General features: G+C 73.1%; 14 protein-coding genes. 9 read left to right on the top strand and 5 right to left on the bottom strand.

The window, feature by feature from the left end; all coding sequences use genetic code 11:
• Positions 1-62 precede the first annotated feature (62 nt).
• The 3 genes from cmk to der all read left to right on the top strand — a co-directional run bounded on the left by cmk (position 63) and on the right by der (position 2956).
• Complete coding sequence (gene cmk, locus G7Z13_RS07255; RefSeq protein ID WP_165997152.1) at positions 63-758, top strand: (d)CMP kinase; 696 nt, start codon at positions 63-65, stop codon at positions 756-758.
• Complete coding sequence (locus G7Z13_RS07250) at positions 755-1402, top strand: lysophospholipid acyltransferase family protein (protein ID WP_165997150.1); 648 nt, start codon at positions 755-757, stop codon at positions 1400-1402. The genes cmk and G7Z13_RS07250 overlap by 4 nt, the downstream gene beginning before the upstream one ends.
• A 75-nt stretch (positions 1403-1477) precedes the next feature.
• Positions 1478-2956, top strand: coding sequence for a ribosome biogenesis GTPase Der (der, locus tag G7Z13_RS07245; protein ID WP_165997149.1), 1479 nt, complete (start codon positions 1478-1480; stop codon positions 2954-2956).
• 50 nt (positions 2957-3006) lie between these two features.
• Here der and G7Z13_RS07240 read toward each other — a convergent pair whose 3' ends face one another.
• Positions 3007-3366, bottom strand: coding sequence for a hypothetical protein (locus G7Z13_RS07240; RefSeq protein WP_165997148.1), 360 nt, complete (start codon positions 3364-3366; stop codon positions 3007-3009).
• 132 nt (positions 3367-3498) lie between these two features.
• Entirely contained in the window at positions 3499-4281 is a 783-nt protein-coding gene (locus G7Z13_RS07235; RefSeq protein ID WP_165997146.1) for a hypothetical protein, read from the bottom strand.
• Positions 4282-4832: 551 nt separating this feature from the next.
• On the opposite strand from G7Z13_RS07235, the gene G7Z13_RS07230 reads away from it, so the two are divergent.
• The 3 genes from G7Z13_RS07230 (at position 4833) to G7Z13_RS07220 (ending at position 6784) form a co-directional block, all read left to right on the top strand.
• Positions 4833-5456, top strand: coding sequence for a transglycosylase family protein (locus tag G7Z13_RS07230; protein WP_165997145.1), 624 nt, complete (start codon positions 4833-4835; stop codon positions 5454-5456).
• 121 nt (positions 5457-5577) lie between these two features.
• Complete coding sequence (locus G7Z13_RS07225; RefSeq protein WP_165997144.1) at positions 5578-6210, top strand: transglycosylase family protein; 633 nt, start codon at positions 5578-5580, stop codon at positions 6208-6210.
• A gap of 358 nt (positions 6211-6568) precedes the next feature.
• Positions 6569-6784: an I78 family peptidase inhibitor gene (locus tag G7Z13_RS07220; RefSeq protein ID WP_165997142.1), complete on the top strand. Its 216-nt coding sequence runs from the start codon at positions 6569-6571 to the stop codon at positions 6782-6784.
• Positions 6785-6837: 53 nt separating this feature from the next.
• Here the strand turns inward: G7Z13_RS07220 and G7Z13_RS07215 are convergent, their stop codons facing one another.
• Positions 6838-7971, bottom strand: coding sequence for a phosphatase PAP2 family protein (locus G7Z13_RS07215; protein ID WP_165997141.1), 1134 nt, complete (start codon positions 7969-7971; stop codon positions 6838-6840).
• A 239-nt stretch (positions 7972-8210) separates the two neighbouring features.
• Positions 8211-9467: a mannosyltransferase family protein gene (locus G7Z13_RS07210; RefSeq protein WP_240926141.1), complete on the bottom strand. Its 1257-nt coding sequence runs from the start codon at positions 9465-9467 to the stop codon at positions 8211-8213.
• Between the two features lie 258 nt (positions 9468-9725).
• Here G7Z13_RS07210 and G7Z13_RS07205 point away from each other — a divergent pair, with 258 nt between their 5' ends.
• The gene (locus G7Z13_RS07205) at positions 9726-11330 is read left to right on the top strand and encodes an MFS transporter (RefSeq protein ID WP_165997140.1); all 1605 of its coding nucleotides are present in this window, start codon (positions 9726-9728) and stop codon (positions 11328-11330) included.
• A 137-nt stretch (positions 11331-11467) separates the two neighbouring features.
• Positions 11468-12658 carry an acyl-CoA dehydrogenase family protein gene (locus G7Z13_RS07200; RefSeq protein ID WP_165997138.1) on the top strand — a complete coding sequence of 397 codons (1191 nt, stop codon included), beginning with the start codon at positions 11468-11470 and terminating at the stop codon, positions 12656-12658.
• A 44-nt stretch (positions 12659-12702) separates the two neighbouring features.
• On the opposite strand, the gene G7Z13_RS07195 is transcribed toward G7Z13_RS07200, so the two are convergent.
• The gene (locus tag G7Z13_RS07195) at positions 12703-13140 is read right to left on the bottom strand and encodes a cell division protein SepF (protein ID WP_165997137.1); all 438 of its coding nucleotides are present in this window, start codon (positions 13138-13140) and stop codon (positions 12703-12705) included.
• Positions 13141-13432: 292 nt separating this feature from the next.
• Between G7Z13_RS07195 and G7Z13_RS07190 the strand changes: the two genes are divergently transcribed.
• On the top strand, positions 13433-14713 hold the full coding sequence (locus G7Z13_RS07190; RefSeq protein ID WP_206313018.1) for a DUF5685 family protein: 1281 nt from the start codon (positions 13433-13435) through the stop codon (positions 14711-14713).
• Positions 14714-14847 lie beyond the last annotated feature (134 nt).

The raw sequence follows: 14847 nt of genomic DNA, 5'->3' as shown, positions 1-14847 counted from the left end.
CCTTGTCGGGGGCGCCTACCCGCCCCGAACCCCGCCACCCAGCACCAGGAAGGTGTCCCCCCGTGGAAAACGGCGCCGCCCGGACCGTCCCGTCAGTGATCGTCGCCATCGACGGCCCCTCCGGCACGGGCAAGTCGAGCACGTCGAAGGCCGTGGCCGCCCAGCTCGGCCTGAGCTACCTGGACACCGGCGCCCAGTACCGGGCGATCACCTGGTGGATGGTGACCAACGGCATCGACCTCGACGACCCGACGGCGATCGCCGCCGTGGCGGGCAAGCCGGAGATCGTCTCCGGCACCGACCCGGCCGCCCCGGCCATCACGGTCGACGGCGTGGACGTCTCCGGCCCGATCCGCACCCAGGAGGTCACCTCCAAGGTCAGCGCGGTCAGCGCGGTCCCCGAGGTGCGGTCCCGGATCACCGAGCTGCAGCGCTCCATCGCGGCCTCGGCCGAGAACGGCATCGTGGTCGAGGGCCGCGACATCGGCACCACGGTGCTGCCGGACGCCGACCTCAAGATCTTCCTCACCGCCTCCCCGGAGGCCCGCGCCGCCCGCCGCAGCGGCGAGCTGAACGGCGCCGACGTCAACGCCACCCGTGAGGCCCTGCTCAAGCGGGACGCGGCCGACTCCAGCCGCAAGACCTCCCCGCTGGCCAAGGCGGACGACGCGGTCGAGGTGGACACCACCGACCTCACGCTGGCGCAGGTCATCGAGTGTGTGGTCACCCTCGTCGAGGAGAAGCGGGCCGCGAAGTGAGCGAAGCTCCGTCGGCGCGGGGCGCCGAGGTCGGGCGGCGCGTCGGCGTCGGTCTGATGTACGGGCTGTGGCGGCCCCGGGTGCTCGGCGCCTGGCGGGTCCCGCCGACCGGCCCGGTGATCCTCGCGATCAACCACTCGCACAACATCGACGGCCCGATGGTCATGGGCGTGGCGCCCCGGCCGACGCACTTCCTGATCAAGAAGGAGGCGTTCGTCGGGCCGCTCGACCCGTTCCTGACCGGCATCGGCCAGCTGAAGGTGGACCGCGACTCCACCGACCGCACCGCGATCACCCGCGCGCTCGGCGTGCTGGACAACGGCGGAGTGCTGGGCATATTCCCGGAGGGCACCCGGGGCGAGGGCGACTTCGCCTCGCTGCGCGCCGGGCTCGCCTACTTCGCCGTCCGCAGCGGTGCCCCGGTCGTCCCGGTCGCCGTCCTGGGAAGTTCCGACCGCCCCGGACGGTTGATAAAGGGGCTGCCGCCGCTGCGCAGCCGCGTCGACGTCGTCTTCGGCGACCCGTTCCAGGCGGGCGACGGATCCGGACGGCGTACGCGCACGGCGCTGGACCAGGCGACCGAGCGCATCCGCAAGCAGCTCACCCTGCACCTGGAAAACGCCAGGCGCCTGACCGGGCGCTGAGCGACACTGAGTAGTGGATCACCCGAAACCGGGCACTCCACCGATCACCACGATGAACGACGAGGTACGGACTTCATGAACGACCAGATCCAGCCCGGCGGCTCGGACCACTTCGAGCACGACCACGGGGCGCTCGGCGACGCCGAGTACGCGGAGTTCATGGAGCTCGCCGCGGAAGAGGGCTTCGACCTGGAGGAGGTCGAGGGCGCCATCGAGGCGGCCGGGCACGGACCGCTGCCGGTCGTCGCCGTCGTCGGCCGCCCCAATGTCGGCAAGTCGACCCTGGTGAACCGGATCATCGGCCGCCGTGAGGCGGTCGTCGAGGACCGGCCGGGCGTCACCCGCGACCGCGTCACCTACGAGGCCGAGTGGGCGGGCCGCCGCTTCAAGGTCGTCGACACCGGCGGCTGGGAGCAGGACGTCTTCGGCATCGACGCCTCCGTCGCCGCGCAGGCCGAGTTCGCCATCGAGGCCGCCGACGCGGTCGTCTTCGTCGTCGACGCCAAGGTCGGCGCCACCGACACCGACGAGGCCGTCGTCCGGCTGCTGCGCAAGGCGGGCAAGCCCGTGGTGCTGTGCGCCAACAAGGTCGACGGCCCGAGCGGCGAGGCCGACGCGGCCTACCTGTGGTCCCTCGGCCTCGGCGAGCCGCACCCGGTCTCCGCGCTGCACGGCCGCGGCACCGGCGACATGCTGGACGCCGTCCTGGAGGCGCTGCCGGAGGCCCCCGAGCAGAGCTTCGGCACCGCCGTCGGCGGCCCGCGCCGCGTCGCCCTGATCGGCCGTCCGAACGTGGGCAAGTCCTCGCTGCTGAACAAGGTGGCGGGCGAGGAGCGCGTCGTCGTCAACGAGCTGGCGGGCACCACCCGCGACCCGGTCGACGAGCTGATCGAACTGGGCGGCAAGACCTGGAAGTTCGTCGACACGGCGGGCATCCGCAAGCGGGTCCACCTCCAGCAGGGCGCCGACTACTACGCCTCGCTGCGCACCGCGGCGGCGGTGGAGAAGGCCGAGGTGGCGGTCGTCCTGATCGACGCCTCCGAGTCGATCTCCGTGCAGGACCAGCGGATCGTCACCATGGCCGTGGAGGCGGGCCGCGCGCTCGTCATCGCGTTCAACAAGTGGGACACCCTGGACGAGGAGCGCCGCTACTACCTGGAGCGGGAGATCGAGACCGAGCTGGGCCAGGTCTCCTGGGCGCCCCGGGTCAATGTCTCCGCGCGCACCGGCCGGCACATGGAGAAGCTGGTCCCGGCGATCGAGACCGCCCTCGCGGGCTGGGAGACCCGGGTGCCGACGGGCCGGCTGAACGCCTTCCTCGGCGAGCTGGTCTCCGCCCACCCGCACCCGATCCGGGGCGGCAAGCAGCCGCGCATCCTGTTCGGCACCCAGGCCGGCACCAAGCCGCCGCGGTTCGTGCTCTTCGCGTCCGGCTTCATCGAGGCGGGCTACCGCCGCTTCATCGAGCGCCGGCTGCGCGAGGAGTTCGGCTTCGAGGGCACGCCGATCCACATCTCGGTGCGGGTGCGCGAGAAGCGCGGCAAGAAGAAGTGACGTCATGGAGGAGGGGCGGTCCCGGCCGGGACCGCCCCTCCTCCATGTGCTCAGCGGGTGCCGCGCCGCCCCGGTGGCAGTGCCGCCGGGATCTGCCCGACGCGCTGCCACTGCGGCTGCTGTTGCCCGCCGCCGTGCCGGGCGCTCTGCGCGCCCACGCTGTAGGCGCTGTACGAGGTGTACGAGCTGCCGAACGAACCCGCGCCGTACGGAATGGTCCCGAAGGCGGTGAACCCCAGCTTCTCCTCACCGCTGCGGTCACCGGGCAGTGTGCGGAACGACTTGACGTACTCGGAGTAGAGCTTGTCGTAGATCGGGGTGGCCGAAGGGCCGGTCTGATCCTGCGCCGACCGCGGCGGGGGAGGGACCGAGGAGTAGGACGGGCGTCGGGGAGCGTCGTATGCGTGCACGTATGTCCAAACGAGCGCGGTGCACTAGAAGATGCGGGGACCATCCCGTCCTGTGGGGGGCGCGGGGGCCGAGCGGCTCACCACGGACGCCCCGCGGCCGCCGGCGCACCCCGCACCGCTACGACTGCGCGCTCACGTCCCGGCCAGCGGCAGCGTGCCGGTCACCAGCCTGCCCTGGGCCGCCGCCTTGTCCAGCGCCTCCCGCAGCAGGTCCTCCCGCGGCTGCCGGCCGATGGAACCGACCGGCGCGGCGAACATCAGCACCTGCTGGTGCTTGTTCGCGGCGGACCGCCAGCCCTCCGTGACCTGCAGCGGCTGGTGGGCCTGCCACCAGGCCACGGGCGGGCCGCCGTTCGCCGACGGCTGGAGCACCGCGTGCAGCTGCCCCATGGCCAGCAGCACCGACCAGCCGTGCAGCACCGGCGGCACCGCGTTCAGCTCGGTCACCGGCATGAACCCCTGCTCGATGAGCAACGGCAGAAACTCGTCGCCGACGGCGGTCGAGCCGGGCCGGACGATCGGGCCGGTCGGCTCCACGACCAGCGCCGGGTGCAACTCCCCGGCGATCAGCACGAGTCCGCTGGTCACTCCGAGTACGGCCTGCTCGGGGGTGATCTTCTGGGCCTCCAGGCCGGCGGTGTCGCCGCTGATGGACCTCACGGCGCCCTGGAGCTGTTCCTCGGTGACCTGCACGACCTGGGAGGGCAGGCAGGCGGCGTGGGCGAAGGCGAGCACGGCGGTCTCGTCGCCGATGAACAGCAGGGTGCTGGTGCGCTCGCGCTCGGAGTCGCCCGGGGTGCGGCAGGACGTGCAGTCGTAACTGCCCGGGGTGTTGTCTCCGGCGAGCAGCCGGTCGGCTTCTTCGTCGCCGATCTCGGCGCGAACCTCGTCGCTGACGTCGAGCATGCGCGGCACGGGTGGCTCCCTGGGGATGCGGTGCGTGGCGAGGCCGGGTGGCTCCCGGCCCGTGGTCCGGGACGGTCCCGGGCTCATGAAGATGACAACGGGCGATCTGTGGCGGGAGTCACGCAGTACGACGAACGGAATCGACCCATCCGACGCTCAGGGTCACGCCCGGACCGGAATCGGACACTCACCGTCAACTCCGCGTGACGCAACGGTGGTTGGCCCGGTGAAGTGGGTCACAGGCCACCGGGCCGTCTGGTCGACAAATCCGGAAATCGGCGAATGAATGAGGTGTCCGAAACTCGCCGTTACCGCAGGTAATGGCGAACTGGCCTGCGCCGACGGGCGGTTGGTTGATCCGGGCCGGACCCGGTCCCTACATTCCTCGGCCGTGTGCAACGAGCACCGCTCGGGTACGTCCGCCGCCGCCGGCAGGGCCGGCCGCACCAGGCCGGCCTACGGCACGGCCTGCGGCGGACGGGACGGAGCACGCCGACCGCGATCGTGCGCGGGAAGCGGGCCCCGTCCGGGGGAGCCCGGGTCCGTCGAGAGGGATTCACATGTCCGAATGTGCCGATACGACCCGCGACACCACCCGTAAGACCCGTACGACGGCGGCTCTCGCCGGGGCGGCCCTGCTCGCCCCGCTCGGCCTGCTGGCCGGGACCGGCACCGCCCAGGCGGCGGACGGCGGAGTGTGGGACCGCATCGCCCGGTGCGAGAGCGGCGGGAACTGGCACATCAACACCGGCAACGGCTACTACGGCGGGCTCCAGTTCTCCGCCGCCACCTGGCGGGCGTACGGCGGCACCGCCCACGCGCCGACCGCCGACCGGGCCACCAGGGAGCAGCAGATCGCGGTCGCCACCAGGGTCCAGCGCGCCCAGGGATGGGGCGCCTGGCCCACCTGCTCGGTGCGGGCCGGCGCGTACGGCAGCGCGCCCGAGGCACCCGCGCCCGCGGCGGCCCCGGCGCCGTCGCGGCCCGCCGGAACACCCGCGCGCACCGCGGGCCACACCGACCGCGGCGCGTCCCGCGGCGACTACACCGTCCGCGAGGGCGACACCCTGAGCGGCATCGCCGCCCGGCACGGAACCACGTGGGAGCGGCTGTACGCCGCCAACCGGGCCGTCATCGGCGAGGACCCCGACGCGATCACTCCCGGACAGCGCCTGAGGATCTGACGCCCCGCGCCCCTGTCGCGGCGTCCCCGTGATCCCGCCCGGTCCGCCGACCGGGTGGGGCCCCGCGCGCGAGGGGGCGCGGCACGGCGGGGCAGCCGCAGGAGCCGCTTAGCGTGGGCCGATGTTGCGTACGCCGATCACGCTCGCCCTGGCCGCGGCCGCCCTGCTGGCCGGCACCCTCCCCGCCGTCGCCCGCACGACGCCCCCGCCCCCCGTCTCGTCACCGCAGACCGCCCGCGTCGCGCACGAGTGCGCCGAGGACCAGTGGCCCTGGGGCTGTCTCGCCGAGTGCGAGAGCGGCGGCGACTGGCACATCAACACCGGCAACGGCTACTACGGCGGGCTCCAGTTCTGGCAGCCCACCTGGGAGGCGTACGGCGGTCTGAAGTACGCCGCCCGCGCGGACCTCGCCACCCGCGCGCAGCAGATCGCCGTGGCCCAGGAGGTGGTGGCGGCGCAGGGCTGGGAGGCCTGGCCGGTGTGCGCCAAGCGGTACGGGCTCACGGGACGGGCGCACACCGTGAAGCGCGGGGACACGCTCTCCTCGATCGCCCGCACGTACCGCGTGGCCGGCGGCTGGCAGGCCCTGTACGAGGCCAACAAGGCGACCGTCGGGGCCAGCCCGGACCGGCTGGAGGTCGGCATGATGATCGCCCTGCCCCAGGGCGCCTCCCGCACTCCGGACGCGCAGCGGCTCCCCGCGGTGTTCGGCCCGCCGCTCGGTGCCCCCGCGTTCCGGTCGCCTCGCCGCTGAACACCACCGCCCGCGGCGCGGCTCACGCCCGGACCTTCTGTGTGTCGTGTGCCGAAACCGTGTATTTCCCGTGGTGAGGGCGGGTCGCGGCGCCCCGCCCGGGAAGGGGAATGGAAAGCGGGCCGGCGGCGGTCCGCGCGGTGCTTTCCGCCGGGCAATTCGACCGGCAGCGCCGACATGCGGGAATTGCGTTCGAATGCCCGCGGAAGTGGTGGGGAACCGCTCGTCCGTGTGAGGGAGGGCGCCCGAAACCCGTGTCGTGATCCTGTGACAGAAGCGTGACCGGAGGGGGACCAGTGACCCAGGGTGCGCGGCCCGCCCTTCCCTCGCTCCCCGCCGAGCGCCTAGCGTGGGCGGCATGGCACCGATTCCGAAACCCTCCGCAGAGCCCCAGGACAGTCCGGACACCTACGTCGGCCTCGACGCGGACGCGGCCGAGCGGCGCGCCCGGGAACGGGGGTGGTCCACGGTGCGCGCGCTGCCGCCGGGGGCGATCATCACGATGGAGTACCGCGTGGGACGGCTGAACTTCGAGGTCAGGGACGGCCGCGTGACCCGCGCCTGGAAGGGCTGAGAGCACATGGGCAAGGCCCCGGTCACCGCGACCGGGGCCTTGCCCACGCGCTCTCAGCCGCCGGTGAGCGGACGCGCCGCCGGGGCCGCCGTGCCGCGCGTGAGGCGGTCCGTGTGCGGCGGGCGGCGGCTGCCGGCCGGGGTGACCGGGGTGCGTTCCGAACGGGTCGTGTGCGGGCCGGGGGCCAGCAGCGCCGACGTCCGGGGGGCACGCGCGGCGGCCGGCGGGACGGTCTCCCGCACCGGCGCCGGTTCCTCCTCGGCGCCCGGCAGCAGGGTGACCGGCACGGCCTCGGGCACCGCCGGCTCGGGCGCCACGGAGCCGGGCGTCACGGAGCCCGGTGTCACCGAGCCGGGCGTCACCGAGCCGGGTACCACCGCGTCCGGCACCGCGGACCCGGGGACCGCGACGGCGCCGCCGCGGCGCTCGCGCAGCCGGTCGCGCTGGGTGAACAGCCACGCCTCGGCGCTCGCGATGTTCGGCTCCAGCCACGGCAGCGCGAGCAGCACCAGCAGACCGGCGGCCCAGCCCAGCAGCACGTCGCTCAGCCAGTGCGTACCGAGGTAGACGGTGGTCAGGCCGACGCTGAGCGACAGCACCGCCGACAGCGCCGACAGCCAGCGGCGGGCGCGCGGGGTGGAGGCCAGATAGGCGAGGATGCCCCAGGTCACCACCGCGTTGGCGGTGTGGCCCGAGGGGAATATGTCGCTCCCGGCCTGGAACCAGTGCCACATCTCGTTGGAGCCGACCTCGGTCGCGTAGTGCGGCCCCGAGCGGCCCAGCCCGTACTTCACGGCCCCCACGGTCACGTTCAGCAGCAGCGCGGCCGCGCCGAAGGCGAGCAGCGGGCGCAGGGTGTGCTGCCGCCAGCACCGCCAGCCGAGCCAGGCCGCGACCATCACGGCGGTCGGGCCGCGCTGGCCGAGGACGACCCAGTAGTCCAGGAAGGCGTGGATCTCCGGCCACTGCTGGTAGGGCCGGAACAGCATGGCCTGCCAGTCCAGCCGGACCAGCCACGAGGTGGTCACCACGGCGAGGACGATCGTGAGGTAGAAGGCGAGCGTCGCGCCGAAGAGCACCACCCGGTGCCGCGTCATGCGCGGCACGTCGAGGACCGGCCGCTGCGGTTCGCGGTCCAGTCGGGCGAAGATCCGGTCGAGCCGGGTCGGCTTTGGTTCGGTACGCACCCAATCGACGTTACAGCGAGTGAGCTGACTTCCCTGCCGAATCACCGGCTTTGTAATGACGATGTGATGTGGGATTGCTCTCAGGAGTTACTTTATTTCCAGGCATTCCGCAATCCCCGGGACGTGTTCCCTTCAATTCCTTTGATCATTCCGCAGTGGCCGGTTTTGGGCCGCTTATGAATTCGTTCACCGGTGCATGGGGCGCAATTCGCCGGTCGCTCACCGGGTGCGCGAGCCGGTCAGGGCGGGCCGGAACCGTTCAGCCAGAACGCCCCGTAGAGCGCCGACGCCACCGCCGCACCGGCCGTGACCAGGACCGACCGGCGGGTGGGCAGCCGGGCGAGGGCGAGCGCGAGCGGCAGCAGCAGCGGGAAGGCGGGCACCAGCAGGCGCGGTTTCGAGCCGAAGTAGCTCGACGCGCACAGCGCCAGGGCGGTGACGAGCCCGGCGTACACCAGCAGCGGGAGCGGCTGGCGCTGCCGTACGCAGACGACGTACAGCCGGATCACCAGCGCCACCCCGGCCGCGAGGGCGGCCCCCGCCACGGCCGAGGGGAACGAGGTGAACTTCTCGCCGACGAACCGGGCGAAGGCGTAGCCCCCGTCGAAGCCGTTGCGCCAGCCCGCCTGTACGTCCAGGTAGCCGAGCGGGCCCTCGCCGGTGCGGTGGCCGACCCACAGCACATAACCGGCCGTGCCCAGGGGCGCGAGCAGCATGCCGAGGGCGCGCCGCCCCACGGGTGCGCCCTCCCGGACCGGGGCGCGGGCGGGGGAGGGGGCGTACGGAGTGGGACGTGCGCCTGGCTCGGGCGCCGCGCTCCGCCGCCGCGCGGATGGCCCAATCCGGCGGGCCCCGCGCTCGCGCCGCCACGACGCCGTCCCCGCCGCCCACACCGCCGCGACCACCGCCAGTCCGACCGGCCGGGTCAGGCCCGCCAGCAGCGCGAGGGTGCCCGCGGCCACCCAGCGGCCGGTGAGGACGGCGTACAGGGACCACGCGGCGAGCGCCGTGAACAGGGACTCGCTGTACGCCATGGACTGCACGATCCCGACCGGCAGCACCGCCCACAGCAGCACCGCGCACACCCCGGCCCGCCGCCCGTACAGCAGGTCGGCCACGGCGAAGATCCCCCAGGCCGCGGCGAACGAGGCGAGCGTGCCGGCCGCGAACCCGGCGTCCGCGTACGACAGCGGGGTCACCGCCTGCCCCAGCCGCTCCAGCCACGGCAGCAGTGGGAAGAAGGCGAGGTCGGCGTGCACGTCGCCGTTCGGCAGGCGGATCTCGTAGCCGTAGCCGTGCTCGGCGATCCTGGCGTACCAGAGGGAGTCCCAGCGGGCGGTGAGCAGGGTGTACGCGTCCTTGTCGCGCACCGCGCTCCACACGCACAGCGCGAGCAGGCCCAGGGCGCGGACGGCCGCGTACCCGAGCAGGGCCGGGGCCGCCCCGGGCAGCGTGCGGCGCGCGGTGCGCCCGGGGCGCGCGTCAAGATCGGTCACGGGCTCGATTATCGGCGGGCGGGTGAACCGGACGGCCGGGCCGGGCGTACTCCCCGGTGAGAGGAGTGGTGCACGCCACACCGGATCCGCCGGACGGGTGAGAGTTCCGCCACGCGACCTCGCCGTGGTCTCGCGTACGCTGACGTGTCACTCGCCGTTCGTTGCGCGGGCCGGAGACCACCGCTCCTCCGGCCGAGTCGCGGGGAGTCCCCACCCCGCGAGCCCGCCGATGCGAGGGAACATCTGGGAGGTACGTACATGTCCGGGACGACCACGGCTGCCGTCGGGCTGCGCCGTCGGGCGGCCGGCGCCGGTGCCAACCGCTGGGTCGTCCTCGTCGTCCTCTGCGTCAGCCTGCTGCTGGTCGCCGTCGACGCCACCGTGCTGCACGTGGCGGTCCCCGCCGTCACCGAGGACATCAAACCCGGCGCGATAGAACTGCTCTGGATCGTCGACACCTACCCGCTGGTCTGCGCCTCGCTGCTGATCCTGTTCGGCACGCTCGGCGACCGGGTGGGCCGCAGACGCGTCCTGCTCCTCGGATACGCCCTCTTCGGGGTGGCCTCCGCGCTGGCCGCCTTCGCCCCCGACGCCCAGGTGCTGATCGTCGCCCGCGCGCTGCTCGGCGTCGGCGGCGCGATGATCATGCCCGCGACGCTGTCGATCCTGCGCCAGGTCTTCCCCGACCGGCGCGAACGCGCACTCGCCATCGGCATCTGGAGCGCGGTCGCCGCGGTCGGCGCGGCTGTCGGCCCGCTGCTCGGCGGCTTCCTGCTGGAGCACTTCTGGTGGGGCTCGGTCTTCCTGGTCAACATCCCGCTGATGCTGGTCAGCCTGCCCGTCGGGCGGCTGCTGCTGCCCGAGTCCAAGGGGGACGGCAAGGGACCCTGGGACGTCGTCGGCGCCCTGATGGCGGCGGCCGGCCTGTTCGGCGCCGTGCTCGGCGTGAAGCGGCTCGGCGGCGGCGAGGGCCTGGGCCCGGCCACGCTGGTGCCGCTGCTGGTGGGCGCGGTGCTGCTGACGCTGTTCGCGCGGCGGCAGCGGCGGCGGGCGTATCCGCTGGTCGACCTGAAGATGTTCGCCCGCCCGGCGTTCAGCACCTCCGTCGGCTGCATCGTGCTCGCCATGCTCGCCCTGGTCGGCCTGGAGCTGATCGCGGCGCAGTACCTCCAGCTGGTGCTGGAGCTGTCCCCGCTGGAGACCGGGCTGCGGCTGCTGCCGCTGACCATAGCGGCGATGGCGGCCGGCCTGGCCGGGGCGCGGATGCTGCGCCGGTTCGGACCGCGCCGGATGGTGGTGTTCGGGTTCTGCCTGACGGCGGGCGCGGTGGTGCTGCTGACCGCGATGGGCCGGGAGGACAACGCCACACTCATGCTCTCCGGGTTCGTCCTCCTCGGGTTCGGCCTGGAGACCACCCTCTTCGGGGCGTACGAGTCGATGCTCAGCGAGGCTCCGCAGGAGCAGGCCGGCGGGGCCGCCGCGATCGGCGAGACCTCCTACCAGCTGGGCGCGGGCATCGGCATCGCGCTGCTCGGCACGGTGATGAACGCGGCCTACGCGCCAGGTCTGAGCGCGGTGCCCGGAGTGCCCGCACCGGCCGCGGCGTCGGCGAGCCACTCCCTGGGCGAGGCCTACGACGTGGCGGACCGGCTCGGCGGCGCGACGGGCGAGGCGCTGCGCAGCGCCGCCCGGGACTGCTTCGTGCACGGACTGCATGTGACGCTGCTGGTCAGCGCGGGACTGCTGCTGCTCGGCGCGGTGATGGCACTGCGGCTGCCGCGGGTGATGCACTGCGAGCCGGAGGGCGCCAGGGTCGAGGTACCGGCGCCGCGCGAGGTGGCCGAGTCCCGGGTGTCCGCCTGAGCGGCCCCGGCCCCGGACGCGCGGGCCGGCCGGCGCTGGACGTACGGGAGACCGCGTCGTAGCGTCGCCCTGAGTACGAGACTAGCGGCGCTAGTTAACGACTGGCGCCGCCGCTCCCGAGCCGCCGGAGGGTGCCCGTGTCCACGTCCGCCAAGCTGCCCCCGTTCGACCCCGCCGACCCGCTGGGCCTCGACGACCTCCTCGGGCCCGAAGACCTGGCGGTGCGCGACACCGTGCGCGGCTGGGCGGCGGACCGGGTGCTGCCGTACGTCGCCGAGTGGTACGAGAAGGGCGAGCTGCCGCAGATCCGCGAGCTGGCCCGGGAGCTGGGAGCCATCGGCGCGCTCGGCATGTCCCTCGACGGATACGGCTGCGCGGGCGCCAGCGCCGTGCAGTACGGGCTCGCCTGCCTGGAGCTGGAGGCCGCCGACTCCGGCATCCGCTCCCTGGTCTCCGTCCAGGGCTCCCTCGCGATGTACGCGATCCACCGCTACGGCAGCGAGGAGCAGAAGCGGGCCTGGCTGCCGCGGATGGCGGCCGGCGAGGTCATCGGCTGCTTCGGCCTCACCGAGCCCGACCACGGCTCCGACCCCGCCTCGATGCGGACGTACGCCAAGAAGGACGGCACCGACTGGGTGCTGAACGGCCGCAAGATGTGGATCACCAACGGCTCGGTCGCCGGGGTCGCCGTGGTCTGGGCGCAGACCGACGAGGGCATCCGCGGCTTCGCCGTCCCCACCGACACCCCCGGTTTCTCGGCGCCCGAGATCAAGCACAAGTGGTCCCTGCGGGCCAGCGTCACCAGCGAACTGGTCATGGACGACGTACGGCTGTCCGCCGACGCCGTGCTGCCCGGGGTGACCGGACTGCGCGGCCCGCTCAGCTGTCTTTCGCACGCCCGCTACGGCATCGTGTGGGGCGCGATGGGCGCGGCCCGCACCTGTTTCGAGACCGCCGTCGACTACGCGAAGTCCAGGGAGCAGTTCGGGCGCCCACTGGGCGGATTCCAGCTCACCCAGGCCAAGCTCGCCGACATGGCGGTGGAACTGCACAAGGGGATTCTGCTCGCCCACCATCTGGGGCGGCGGATGGACGCCGGCCGCCTGCGTCCCGAGCAGGTCAGCTTCGGCAAGCTCAACAACGTCCGCGAGGCCATCGACATCTGCCGTACGGCCCGCACGATCCTCGGTGCCAACGGGATCTCCCTCGAATATCCCGTGATGCGGCACGCGACCAACCTGGAATCGGTGCTCACTTACGAGGGCACCGTCGAAATGCACCAGCTGGTGCTGGGCAAGGCGCTCACCGGACTGGACGCCTTCCGGTAAGCCGCCGGGGGAGCGGAGGCGGGGCCGGGGGGATCGGCCCTGCCTCAGCTCTGGTTGAAGAAACCGTCCGAGCGGTGCGCCGCCGGGTCGCCGTTCACGATTTCCGTGTGGGCGGGGGTCAGCAGGAACACCCGGGTCGACACCCGCTCGATCGAACCGCGCAGCCCGAAGATGAGCCCCGCGGCGAAGTCGACGACGCGCTTGGCGTCGGCCGGCTCCATCGCCGTCAGATTCATGATCACCGGGACGCCGTCCCGGAACAGCTCGCCGATGGCCCGCGCGTCCCGGAAACTGTCCGGGGTCACCGTGCCGATCCGGCGGCCTTTCTCCTCGGCCGTGTCCGAGGCCACCTTCACCCGTGGGTCCGTGACCCAGGCGTCCCCGGGCTCGTTGCCCTCGTAAGTCTCGTCGTCGTAGTAGCGCTCGTCATCGTTGTCGTCGACGAGGCCGAGCCACGCACTCGCCTTGCGCACCGATCCCATGGACGCCTCCTCTCACAGCGGTCTTTCGTGCTTTCCGCATCCCCATGGTCGTCCATGATGCGGATGTCGCGCCAAGTGGATAGACGCCGCGCGGGGGGTTTGTGACGGTACTGGTGCACAGCCAATCCGTCGAGAGGCCGGATACCCCAAGGGTCTTGACCTATGCGGCTGCTGACTGTGAGTGAAATATGATTTCTCTCGGCGTACGGGTGACGGGCAGTGCGTACGGGTGAACGAAGTGGCCGATACGATGCGGCCGAATCCGCGTCGTACGGACCACGGGGGAAGTGTCGTGTTCGGAATAGTCAGGCCTTGCAGTCACCGTCTCGGAGAACGCCTCACCTCCGAGTGGATGGCGCATCTGTGCGGCCTGTGTCTCGCGCTGCGCTCGGACCACGGCCAGCTCGCCCGGGTGGTGACCAACTACGACGGGCTGCTCATCTCGGTTCTGACGGAGGCTCAGGGCGAACGCGAGGGCGGGCGGTGGCGGCGTACGGCCGGACCGTGCCCGCTGCGCGGGATGCGCACCGCGTCGGTCGCGCAGGGTGAGGGCGCCCGGCTCGCCGCGGCCGTGTCCCTGGTGCTCGCCTCCGCCAAGGTCCGCGACCATGTCGCCGACGGCGACGGGCTGCTGGCCCGCCGCCCCGTGGCACTCGCCGCGCGCCGGGTCGCCGACGGCTGGGGCCGCGCCGGCGCCCGCACCGGGACGGCCGTCGGCTTCGACACCGCCGTACTCGTCGACGCCGTCGACCGGCAGCTGGGCATCGAGGCGCTGGCCGGGCCCGGCACTCCGCTCCTCGCCGTCACCGAACCCACCGAGACCGCCACCGCCGCCGCCTTCGCGCACACCGCGGTGCTCGCCGGACGGCCCGGCAACGCCGCGCCGCTGGCCGAGGCCGGACGCCTCTTCGGACGGCTCGCGCACCTGCTGGACGCCGTGGAGGACCAGTGGTCCGACGCCGCGTCGGGTGCCTGGAACCCGCTCACCGCGACCGGGACGTCCCTCGCGGAGGCCCGGCGGCTCGCCGACGGCGCCGTGCACGGCATCCGGCTGGCGCTGCGCGAGGTGGAGTTCACCGACGGGCGGCTGGCCCATCTGCTCCTCGTGCACGAACTGCGCCGCTCGGTGGACCGGGCCTTCGGCACCGCGCCCGCGTGCGCGACGCACCAGCCGGGGCCGTACGGCACGCCGCCGCAGCAGCCCGGTCCGTACGGGCAGCCACAGCAGCCCTACCCGGCCGGGCCCCACGGCACGCCGCCGCAGCAGGGCGGCCCGCACGGCCCGTACGCCGGCGGGGGAGCGCACGGCGGAGCGGCCCACGGTTCAGGAGGGCACGGCGGTGGGGGCGGTGGTGGCTTCGGCGGGTTCGGGGGCGGGCCCGCGCCCCAGCCGCCCAGGGGACGGCGCGGGTTCTGGGCCGGCTGCGGAATGTTCTGGCTGCTGTGCTGCACCTGCAAGTTGTGCTGTGCCGAGGAGTACGAGGGGCCGTGGTCCCGCAAGAAGCGCGAGGGCTGCTGTCAGAACTGCGACTGTCCCAGTTGCGACTGCTGCTGCCCCTGTGACGGGTGTTGAGCTGCTGAGGGGAGGGGTGCGCGCGTGAAGGCGAGGAGAGAGGAGGAGAAAGTAGGCAGGCAGCGGGGTCGGCTCAACAGGAAGAGGACCACACGCGACCGAAGTCGATGTGGGAGCGCGTGACCAGCCACTGC

The organism is Streptomyces sp. JB150 (genome assembly GCF_011193355.1).
GTDB lineage: Bacteria > Actinomycetota > Actinomycetes > Streptomycetales > Streptomycetaceae > Streptomyces.
Note: the sequence above shows the minus strand (reverse complement) of the source record. Positions and strands in the feature narration are given on the sequence as shown.